At 58.9% G+C, this 10470-nt stretch carries 9 protein-coding genes; 8 read left to right on the forward strand and 1 reads right to left on the reverse strand.

All coding sequences use genetic code 11. The annotated features are described in order from the left end of the window. The 7 genes from BW978_RS22940 to BW978_RS22975 all read left to right on the forward strand — a co-directional run. Positions 1-1806: DUF637 domain-containing protein (locus BW978_RS22940; protein WP_175616935.1), on the forward strand; the 1806-nt coding region annotated here is incomplete at its 5' end. 5 nt (positions 1807-1811) lie between these two features. Beyond that, entirely contained in the window at positions 1812-2222 is a 411-nt protein-coding gene (locus BW978_RS23460) for a hypothetical protein (RefSeq protein ID WP_139330652.1), read from the forward strand. Between the two features lie 546 nt (positions 2223-2768). Next, the gene (locus BW978_RS23235; RefSeq protein WP_175616936.1) at positions 2769-4469 is read left to right on the forward strand and encodes a DUF637 domain-containing protein; all 1701 of its coding nucleotides are present in this window, start codon (positions 2769-2771) and stop codon (positions 4467-4469) included. 344 nt (positions 4470-4813) lie between these two features. Next, the gene (locus tag BW978_RS22960) at positions 4814-6574 is read left to right on the forward strand and encodes a DUF637 domain-containing protein (RefSeq protein WP_076398586.1); all 1761 of its coding nucleotides are present in this window, start codon (positions 4814-4816) and stop codon (positions 6572-6574) included. Positions 6575-6584: 10 nt separating this feature from the next. Beyond that, positions 6585-6905 (forward strand): hypothetical protein, encoded by a 321-nt coding sequence (locus BW978_RS22965; protein ID WP_076398589.1) that lies wholly within the window; start codon positions 6585-6587, stop codon positions 6903-6905. A gap of 165 nt (positions 6906-7070) precedes the next feature. Beyond that, entirely contained in the window at positions 7071-7982 is a 912-nt protein-coding gene (locus tag BW978_RS22970; protein WP_076398592.1) for a DNA/RNA non-specific endonuclease, read from the forward strand. A 65-nt stretch (positions 7983-8047) separates the two neighbouring features. Then, positions 8048-8578 (forward strand): SMI1/KNR4 family protein, encoded by a 531-nt coding sequence (locus BW978_RS22975; protein WP_076398595.1) that lies wholly within the window; start codon positions 8048-8050, stop codon positions 8576-8578. Here BW978_RS22975 and BW978_RS23875 read toward each other — a convergent pair. Next, complete coding sequence (locus tag BW978_RS23875; RefSeq protein ID WP_244552041.1) at positions 8564-8890, reverse strand: hypothetical protein; 327 nt, start codon at positions 8888-8890, stop codon at positions 8564-8566. The two genes, BW978_RS22975 and BW978_RS23875, sit on opposite strands and share 15 nt — an antisense overlap. Before the next feature lie 3 nt (positions 8891-8893). Between BW978_RS23875 and BW978_RS23240 the strand changes: the two genes are divergently transcribed. Then, positions 8894-10213: a contact-dependent growth inhibition system immunity protein gene (locus tag BW978_RS23240; protein ID WP_139330653.1), complete on the forward strand. Its 1320-nt coding sequence runs from the start codon at positions 8894-8896 to the stop codon at positions 10211-10213. Positions 10214-10470 lie beyond the last annotated feature (257 nt).

The raw sequence follows: 10470 nt of genomic DNA on the forward strand, positions 1-10470 counted from the left end.
GCCGGAAACGGCGTGGTCATCGAATACAAGGCGACCGGCGGCGATCTTGCCGCCTCGCTCGACCAGCTCTCCGCCTCGCCCGGCCTCTCCTGGGTCAATGACCTGCGCAACGACCCTGCCCTTGCCGGCAAGGTCGACTGGCAGGCCGTCAATGCCGAGTTCCGCGAATGGGACTACAAGAGCCAGGGCCTGACCGAGGCCGGTGCCGCCCTGGTGACGCTGGTCGCCACCGCGCTGACAGCCGGAACCGGCATCACCGCCGCCATGTCCACCTCGCTGACCACCAGCCTGGGCGGCGGCGCGGCCATGAATGCGGCGCTGAATGCCGGGTTGCAGACCCTGATCAACAAGACCGCCGTCTCGCTGGTCAACAATCAGGGCGATCTCGGTGCCACGCTGAAGGAGCTCGGCTCGGCCGATACCCTGCGCAGCCTTGCGACCGCCATGGTGACGGCGGGTCTGACCACGCAGCTCCTGCATTCGGCAGGCCTCGGCGTCAAACTGCCCGACACCGCACCCTTTCCCGACCGACTGGTGCAGAGCATCCAGCAGGGCCTGATCCGGGCCACGGTCCGCGCTGGCGTCACCACCGCCATCGAAGGCGGCAAGCTCGATGACGCACTCGTCGCGGCACTCCGTCTCGAAGCCGCCTCCATTCTCGGCGAACATGTGGCCGAGACGATCGGGGCTGCATATCACGGCGGTGACATCGGCAAGCTGCCGCAGCTGATTGCCCATGCAGCACTCGGCTGCGCCACCGGAGCGCTCGCCTCCGGTGACTGCACCGGCGGTGCCGTCGGTGGGGTCGTGGGGGAGATCACCGCAAGCCTCGTCGAGGACAGCCTCAGGCATGCGCTCACCAAGGGCAATCTGACCCAGGCCGAAGCGCTGGTCATGGTGACCGAATGGCGCGCGCGGGGCGTCGAAGTTGCGCGTGTGGCCGCAGGCCTTGCCGCAGCCCTTGCCGGCGGCGATGTCAATACCGGCGCTGATGCCGGCGGCAATGCAGCCGAGAACAACGCCTTCTTCATCCCGGCGATCATCGTGATCATCAGCGCGGCCTATGCGACGGGCGTCGGTGACGGCGATCCGCTGGAAGGTCTGGCCGTCATCGGCCGCGGCGATGATCCGCTGAGCCAGGCCATGGCCACTGCGACAACGGAAGCCATCGAGTGGTCGGCGCGTCACTATCCGGATCAGACGATCGCGGTGCTGAGCGTACTGCAAGCCACCAACAATGCGATCGATGCGACCATCACCTACGTCGACGAGGCGACCGGCAAAGAGGTCTCCACCCGGTGGAACCGTCTTGACCAACGGACCCGTGATCAGCTGATTGGCGGCGGCAAGATCCTGCAGATCGCCCTGCCCGCAGCCTCCGTCAAGATGATCAAGGATCTGAAGGTCGCCCGCAATAGCGGGTCTGGGGTTGCAGATGGGGTGCCGGGTGGGCCGGGTGCAGGAGGAACAGTCTGGGACAATATCACCGCTACAGCAGCCGATATTCCCGGGACACGGATACCGGCAACATTTGAGGTGAAAACCGGCAGCCAGTCATTCTGGGTGAACGCAAATGCAACGGAGCACTTCGGGGAGTACTTGACGCGGCTGGGTGCTTCCAGCAATCCAATCACGTCGCAGGAAATGCTGCGAAGCTTTCAAAGCGCAGTTAGTGACATAGCAAAGGCTGGTCCGCCCAAACTCGGACAGCCATACAATGTTGGCGGTTGGGAAATTGTCTTCCGACAGAATCCCACTGATCGCTTGCCCGTCATTGTTCACGCGTTCCCAACGCAGGTAAGGTAAGAACTGTGCCAGAATTAACAGGTGAAAACATCAGCGTCTCACTGCGATTGGTTGAAACTGAGTTGGTCAGAATGCCTAGCTTTAGAGCCTCATTGGAAATTGCATTCCTTTATCCAACTGGAAAGATGACATACTCGTCCGATGGTTTGTGGTTTGGTATTGAAGACTGGGAAAGGCTGCTGATATCGCTGGAATCTGGCGATGCTCACTGCGAAGTTTCAGACTTAAGTTATGACGTAACGCTACGCTTTAGCGGCAATACACAAAGAATCAACGTTGTGATCAGACTGAGGCGGCGTATGGCCGGTGTCGGTGAGGGCGAACTGAACCTACATTTTGGTGAGAGCTATGAACTGAGGGAACGGGCACTGAGCTTTGCGAAATCAGTAAGACATCAATATGAAAACCTTCAATAAATCGCCCTTTCATCCACTCTCAGACACGCGATAGAGACCTCATCTTCATTTATGTGTTGGCTACATGGATTGCTGATTAGTGTACACTCCACCATCCTAGCCACGGCACCTATGGTCACCAATTATTGGAACAAACAATGACTGTCCTGCTGCCATGTCAATGCTGCGGATCGCTGACGATCTCAGAATACGGTGAGTACGAGATATGTCCGCTCTGTTGTTGGGAGGATGACCCTTTGCAATCAACTGATCCAGACTATGAAGGCGGGGCCAATTCCATAAGTCTGAAACAGGCCCGACTGAAATGGAAGAATAGGGAGATTCCCAGATGATTTAATGCCCCGAACAAGAGGCCGTCTTGGTCTCCATGGGCGCAGGAGTCTAGTCATGGGCCTCCTGTAGCTCAACATATCGAGAGCGCAACCGGGAGAGCATTACTACAAAGCAGCCGAGAACAACGCCTTCTTCGTCCCGGCGATCATTGTGATCATCAGCGCGCCTATGCGACGGGCGTCGGTGACGGCTCTATCGACGCAGGTGCTGTCGATGGCTGGCATCCCGGATGTGGCGGCCAATGCCGGTATCAGCCAGAACCTGATCAATGAGGCCCAGCGCAATCTGATCAAGGCCGCCATCCGCGCAGGCGTCGGCATGACGATTGGCGGGGAAGACCCGGGCCAGGCCCTGACATCGGCCCTGCGACTGGCGGCAGCCGATACGGTCGGTGCCGTTCTGGCCAACGAGATCGGCGATCTCGCCGCCTTCAATGGCCTTGAAGAAGGCAGCATCGAGAAGGTGGTGCTGCATGCCGCCGTCGGCTGCGCAGCGGCCACGATCGGCGCTGGCGAATGCATGGCGGGCGCCATCGGCTCCGGCCTTGCCGAACTGATCGGCAAGCCGCTCGCCGAAGCGATCCCCGACCCGGCCCGTCAGGCCGCCCTCCTCTCGCTGATTGCAGGGGCTGCCGGTGCCATCGCCGGAGGCTCGGCAGACGCGCTGAACGCCGCCGCAAGCCAGGCCGCCACCACCCACCAGAACAACTATCTCAACCATGCAGAGCTTGAAGCGGCACTCGCCAACCGAAAGGAGTTCGAAGCATGCATGGCTGCCGCCGAACCCTGCTCGGCGGAAAAGATCACGGCAATCCTGCAAAAGGATGCTGCCTTCGCAGCCATATCACAGGCCAATACCAGCAACCTCATGCAGATATGCTTGGTAGTACCCGCTTCGCAGGCCTGTGCTGCTCGTGTTGCTGATCTGAAGGGTTTCGCAGCAAGGCTCGAACAGGAGCTTGCGAACGGTCAGGCTCTTGCCGATCCGACAAACAGCGCAACAGCCTTCAGCGTGAAGCAGTCGATCTTCGACTACGATCTTCTGCTGGCACGCAGCCTGTCCAACTCAAACCAGCCGGCGGATCTGGCGATCCGCGATTTCGTGGTCGAGCTTTCAAAGACCGAAGGCAAGATCAATGCCTTCCTGAGTGCCGCAGGCGTGGTCGGCGGGGTGGGCGTATGTGCATCCGGCGCCGGCACCATGGCCTGCGCTGCCGGTGCACTTGGGGCGCTGGCCAGCGGCAACCACCTTTATGGCGATGCACAGCAGGCCATCACCGGCAATGAGGCCCGCACGGCACTCGTCCAGGCGCTGACCGCGCAGGGCCTAAACCCAGCCGATGCGGCAAAATACCAGGCCTATGTCGATGCTGGTGCCGTCGTCGTAACCCTCGGCATCGTCGGTGGCCAGGCCGTCTACCGCTTCACCGTCAACAGCACGAGGGTGAGTGCGGCTGATCGAGCGGCGCTGGCTTCACTCGAACAGAGAGGTGGGTTTGCTAACGGAGCGCCGGGTGGGGCAAATGCACCCAATACGGGAACGGTCGCCCATTACGGCCCCCTGAACCAAGGGCCACTGCCAAATGAGATTGCTAGAACGTTCCGAAGCGGGAGCTATCAAGAGTTGGTAACCGCCGAACCCACAACGCTTTACCGGGTTATCAGTGACAATGGTAATCCTTCAGGGGGATACTGGACGCGAATTCGACCTGATGGTCCCCTTCAGTCTGTTATCGACAGTGCGTTGGACCAGAATTGGGGCAACACAGCCACTCGCGTAATTCAGATGGAAGTGCCAGCAGGAACTCGCCTCTTTGAAGGTGTGGCCGCACCACAGCGTGGTTTAGTAGGCGGCGGGAATCAGATTTACTTCGACAGGATCCTGAATCCGGTCGATCCAAGCTGGATAAAGTGATGACTACCTGCAATTGGGAAGAAATTGATTCGTTTCGCTCTATGGGGGAATACCGACGCTTCTTGCGCTGGATCGAGGCACAGGTGGCAGACGGGACCTGCGAAGAGCTAAAGCAGCAAGAGGCCAGCGGGAGCGAATGGACCGACAGATGGTTTAAATGTATTGCGACCAACGAAGTCTGGAAGTTGTCTTGTCCTGACCCGGGGTATTTCCCGGGGTCTTGGGGACCATCACACATTAGGGAACTGCCGCTCCAATTCCCTCGTCCTTGATCTAACACCGCGCTGGATAGATCCGCAAGAAAAGCCGTTCATCTGCATCCACAGGAAGTTCCGTGAACCTGCGTGGATGAAAACCAGAGCTTCTCCCAGGACTTCAAGCGCGAGGAAGACCTGTTCTGGTGGAACGAGCGCGATCAGGGTCGCGTCGAAGAGACCATCCGCAATGTCGAGATCGAGGCCGGTGGCGGGCTGACCATCGATGCCGGAAACGGCGTGGTCATCGAATACAAGGCGACCGGCGGCGATCTTGCCGCCTCGCTCGACCAGCTCTCCGCCTCGCCCGGCCTCTCCTGGGTCAATGACCTGCGCAACGACCCTGCCCTTGCCGGCAAGGTCGACTGGCAGGCCGTCAATGCCGAGTTCCGCGAATGGGACTACAAGAGCCAGGGCCTGACCGAGGCCGGTGCCGCCCTGGTGACGCTGGTCGCCACCGCGCTGACAGCCGGAACCGGCGTCACCGCCGCCATGTCCGCCTCGCTGACCACCAGCCTGGGCGGTGGCGCGGCCATGAATGCGGCGCTGAATGCCGGCTTGCAGACCCTGATCAACAAGACCGCCGTCTCGCTGGTCAACAACCAGGGCGATCTCGGCGCCACGCTGAAGGAGCTTGGCTCGGCCGATACCCTGCGCAGCCTCGCCACGGCCATGGTGACGGCGGGTTTGACCACGCAGCTCCTGCAATCGGCGGGCCTCGGCGTCAAACTGCCCGCGACTGCCCCCTTTCCCGACCGTCTGGTGCAGAACATCCAGCAGGGCCTGATCCGGGCCACGGTCCGTGCCGGCGTGACGACTGCCATCGAAGGCGGCAAACTCGATGACGCGCTCGTCGCAGCACTCCGTCTCGAAGCCGCCTCCATTCTCGGCGAACATGCCGCCCAGACGATCGGGGCTGCCTATCGGGCCGGAGATGTCGACAGTGTCGGCCAACTCATTGCGCATGCAGCACTCGGCTGCGCCACCGGAGCGCTCGCCTCCGGCGACTGCGGGGCCGGTGCTGCCGGTGCCTTTGCGGGCGAACTTGCAGCGAAACTCCAGATCCAGAACTGGACTGAGAACAAGCTCAAACAATATGCCTCTCTGCAAGGCAAACCGCTCTCGGCAGCCGAAGCGAAGGCCTTGCAAGCCTCACTTCAGGCAGAGTTCCTGTCCTTCAAGCAGCAGGGTGTTGACATTGCAAGGCTCGCAGGCGGGCTGGCCGCAGCGCTGACGGGCGGTGATGTCTATACTGGCGCTGACGCCGGAGGCAATGCTGCGGCAAACAACTCCTGGACCGCAGCAGGTGCAGCTGCTGGCTGCGCAGTCGGTGCGCCTGCTGCGGGAGTGGGTTGCCCAGTCGCAGCGGCAGCCGGGGCTGCGGCTGGTGCCGCAGTGGATGTGGCGGTTATCATCCTTGGCGTCGCCGGACTGATCATTCTCAACCAAACGGCAAAGGACGCGCAGGCTGGAATCGGCCATAATGGCGGTCCGCCCTTGGACGACGAGACAAATGGAAGCAACGGAAGCCCGGATCCAAACGGTGACAAACCGAAGGTTCCGCCACAGGTGGCCGGGCTCGATATCGACTACGACAAGATCAGCACAGCCAAGCCAGACCAGCCCACGGCCCCACGCAATCTGCAGGAACAGGTTCTCTGGAACCAGGTGATCAGAGATCCTGCTGCGGGTGAGAAACTCGACTTAAACAACGATCCCCGGTTCCCCACATCGAACGGCTGGCAAAAGATGCAAGTTAATCACCGAACGCCTGATGGCCGCTCTATCACCATTCACTATCAGTACAACTCGGTTACTGGCAAAGCATACGATATAAAACTGACAAAGTGACGGATGGAAAATGAAGATTATCGATCTAGACGACCCTCTGAAGCGAGTTCTGGAAGTCTACGCCATGTACTGGGTCGACGGTATGCGCTCGCATCTCGTGATTCCCTACGAGGACTATCACGGTCTGCTGATTGTCCGCGAAAACAAATGCGAGATTGTTGACCCTTCTATCAACGGGTTCATTATCAAAAAGAACGATGCAAACCGAGATCTTCTCATTCATTGGGCAGCAGAAAAAGATGGCCTAATATATAAACTCATCGACCCTCCCGATGCAGAAGCCGTTGCAGAGCTTCATCGGCGTATTCGAGAGGACAAGCCGCCGTTCTGACAAGCGGGCAACCAATCGTGAACTCATGGTGTAAGGCCCCACCGCAAGGCCTATCACGGCGGCGACATCGGCAAGCTGCCGCAGCTGATTGCCCATGCAGCACTCGGCTGCGCCACCGGAGCGCTCGCCTCCGGTGACTGCACCGGCGGCGCTGTCGGCGGGGTCGTGGGGGAGATCACTGGCGATGCCGTCTCCGCGCTGATCGAACGGGATCTGAGGCAAGCCTTTGCCGCCGGGACACTGACCCGCGCCGAGGCCGAGCAGATGGTTCTCGACTGGCGTGCCAAGGGCGTCGAGCTGGCCCGTGTCACCGCTGGCCTTGCCGCAGCCCTTGCCCGCGGTGATGTCAATACCGGCGCTGATGCCGGCGGCAACGCAGCCGAGAACAATGCCTTCTGGGTGCCGATCATCGTCGTCATCGCCGTCGCACTGGAAGTCGGCGACAAGGTCCTGATGGCGTCTGATCCGGTCGATGTCGCCTTTGCGTTGAATGCCTGCAACAACGGCGACATGGCCGCCTGCAGCAGGACAGAGGAACTGGCCAAACAGACCGCCCTCGACGCCGGCATTGAGCTGACCATCGGCTCCGTCATCCCCGGCTCCAAGGCCGGCACAGACCTCATGCGCTGGCTGCGCAAGAACGCCGATGCCAATACGATCAAGGCGATTGACGGCGTGGCGGATGGCTACCTAGATCTGTCGCGGCCGACATCATCAACACCATCCAATACCATTCTGGGAGAGTTGGATGAGCTTGGACGACCAACTGGAGTGGTATCAACGATCAATCCTAGCTCCCTTGGCAGCGGAACACCTGCTAACCCAGGCATCCGCCCCCCAGGATTTGAAGGGGTAGGCTCCAATCATGCACGCGGTCACTTGCTGGCGAGAATGCTAGGTGAAGCAGGTGACGATGCTCGCAATCTGGTTACATTGTTCCAACGAAACGCAAACCACCCGAACATGTCATCATTTGAACGACAGGTTTACGCAGCGGTTCAAGGTGGTGAAACCGTCAATTTCAGAGCAATTCCGATCTATTCGGGTAACAATCCTATGCCCATAGGTGTAACTTGAACGGCTAGAGGGGCAAATGGATTCAATCTGGATGTATCGATTCCAAACATCAATGGACTACGGTAATGGATTTTGACCAAATCACAACGCTGATTGCCCCGCCAATTGATCCAATTGAAACAAGTGGCTCTAGTTGGACAGAAATTGAAAGAGAAATTGGGGCGTTTCTCCCAGCCGACTATAAAAAATTTGTTAGCACATATGGCACAGGTTCAATCGGAGATTTTCTATGGGTATTCAATCCTTTTTCAAAAAACAAAAACTTGAATTTGAATTCTTTTCGATATCTTCAGTCAAGTTACCAGAATTTGAAAGCGGATTTTCCGGAATTATACGACCGCCCTCCTTTTCCACTCCATGACTCTTTTTTTACATGGGCCCAAACAGATAATGGCGATAGTCTAATTTGGATTATTAAAAGCGAACCTCCCGAAACTTGGCAAGTTGGTATCCACAGCGCAGATCAGGCAGAAGAAGAATTGACGAGTCTTACATTTACGGGGTTCATGGTAAGGCTGCTTGAAAAGCAGCTTGCTTCACGAATTCTACCAAAGCAGTTTCTGCAAGCTGGAAAGAATTTTCTACCCTCTGCATAAGACGACCAGACGGGCCTGACTCGGGCCACCGTCCGTGCCGGCGTTACCACCGCCATCGAAGGCGGCAAGCTCGATGACGCGCTCGTCGCAGCACTCCGTCTCGAAGCCGCCGCTATTCTTGGCGAACACGTCGCTGAGACGATCGGGGCTGCCTATCACGGCGGCGACATCGGCAAGCTGCCGCAGCTGATTGCCCATGCAGCACTCGGCTGCGCCACCGGAGCGCTCGCCTCCGGTGACTGCACCGGCGGCGGTGTCGGCGGGGTCGTGGGGGAGATCACCGCAAGCCTCGTCGAGGACAGCCTCAGGCATGCGTTGACCAAGGGCAATCTGACCCAGGCCGAAGCGCTGGTCATGGTGACCGAATGGCGCGCGCGGGGCGTCGAAGTTGCGCGTGTGGCCGAAGGCCTTGCCGCAGCCCTTGCCGGTGGCGATGTCAATACCGGCGCTGATGCCGGCGGCAATGCAGCCGAGAACAACGCCTTCTTCATCCCGGCAATCATTGTGATCATCAGCGCGGCCTATGCGACGGGCGTCGGTGACGGCGATCCTTTGGAAGGTCTGGCCGTCATCGGTCGCGGCGATGATACGCTGAGCCAGGCCATGGCCACGGCGACAACGGAAATCATTGAGTTGTCGGCGCGTCACTATCCGGATCAGACGATCGCGGTGCTGAGCGTGTTGCAAGCCACCAACAATGCGATCGATGCGACCATCACCTATGTCGACGGGGCGACCGGCAAAGAGGTCTCCACCCGCTGGAACCGTCTTGACCAGCGGACCCGCGAGCAACTGATAGGCGGGGGCAAGATCCTGCAGATCGCCCTACCCGCAGCCTCCGTCAAGATGATCAAGGATCTGAAGGTCGCTCGCAATAGCGGGTCTGGGGTTGCAGATGGGGTGCCGGGTGGGGTAAATGTCGCAGCTAGTCCAATCGTACCTGGAGGGGGACTTCAAGCTCATGAAGCAGCAGGCGGACACCTTATCAGTCGACATGTTGGAAAATCGGATGCAGACCTTGGAGCACGTCTTAATGCTCAGCCAAACATTACAGCAGCATCCTCTTTCCCTGACCGTGCAACAGCTGAACGTGCAATTTCGTCTGCGCTTGATGACAACACTGCGAATATCTCCCAATTCCTGAACGGGACAGGAGGTCGGCTCGTCATCAACCACAATGTGGGTAGCACGATCGGAAATGTAATGTCGCGGGGGGGGGGGCACGACATCAGCGCCATCGTCAAACGTCCGCGTTGTTATTCAGCGCGACGCAAGCATGCCGACTGGCTATCGGATCATCACAGGGTTCCCAGTTCCATGACAGAGAGTTTTGTGAATCTCGAAAGATTGGTAGCCGGCTATTTTCATCAGGATTGGGATATCGAGGGAGCCAGCGATGCGGATGTTATCTTAGCTTTTCGTCGAGCGGAGGCTGCTGAACAGGTAGAAGCCACGATATCTGAGGTCAACCAAGTATTGCAACTTTGCGCGGGCGAGCCATTGAAAGCGGATGAGCTTTTGGCAGGCTTTGGGTGTGAATACTATTATCATGCTGATGACCTGACCGGCATTTCTTGGTTAGAGCGAGTCCGGTCCTTGCTCTCATCCCCGGATTTTCAGCCTCCTTCTGGCTGATATCTTTCGTTCGGACTGCGTAGAGGCATTCGCCTCCGGCTGATCCGCGACCAGATCTTCAATCAGACCGGCAGCCGCACGCTCGGTTCGGGGCTTGACCCACGCCAGCTAATGCAGGCGCTTTATGATGGCGGCGTCAACGCCCAGCAGTCGCTCGGATTGTCCTTCGGCATTGCGCTCTCGCCCTCGCAGATCGCAGCACTGACCCAGGACATCGTCTGGCTCGAAAAGCAGATCGTCCAGGGCCAGGAAGTTTT

The sequence above is a fragment of the Rhizobium sp. RU33A genome (assembly GCF_900156055.1).
Classification (GTDB): domain Bacteria; phylum Pseudomonadota; class Alphaproteobacteria; order Rhizobiales; family Rhizobiaceae; genus Allorhizobium.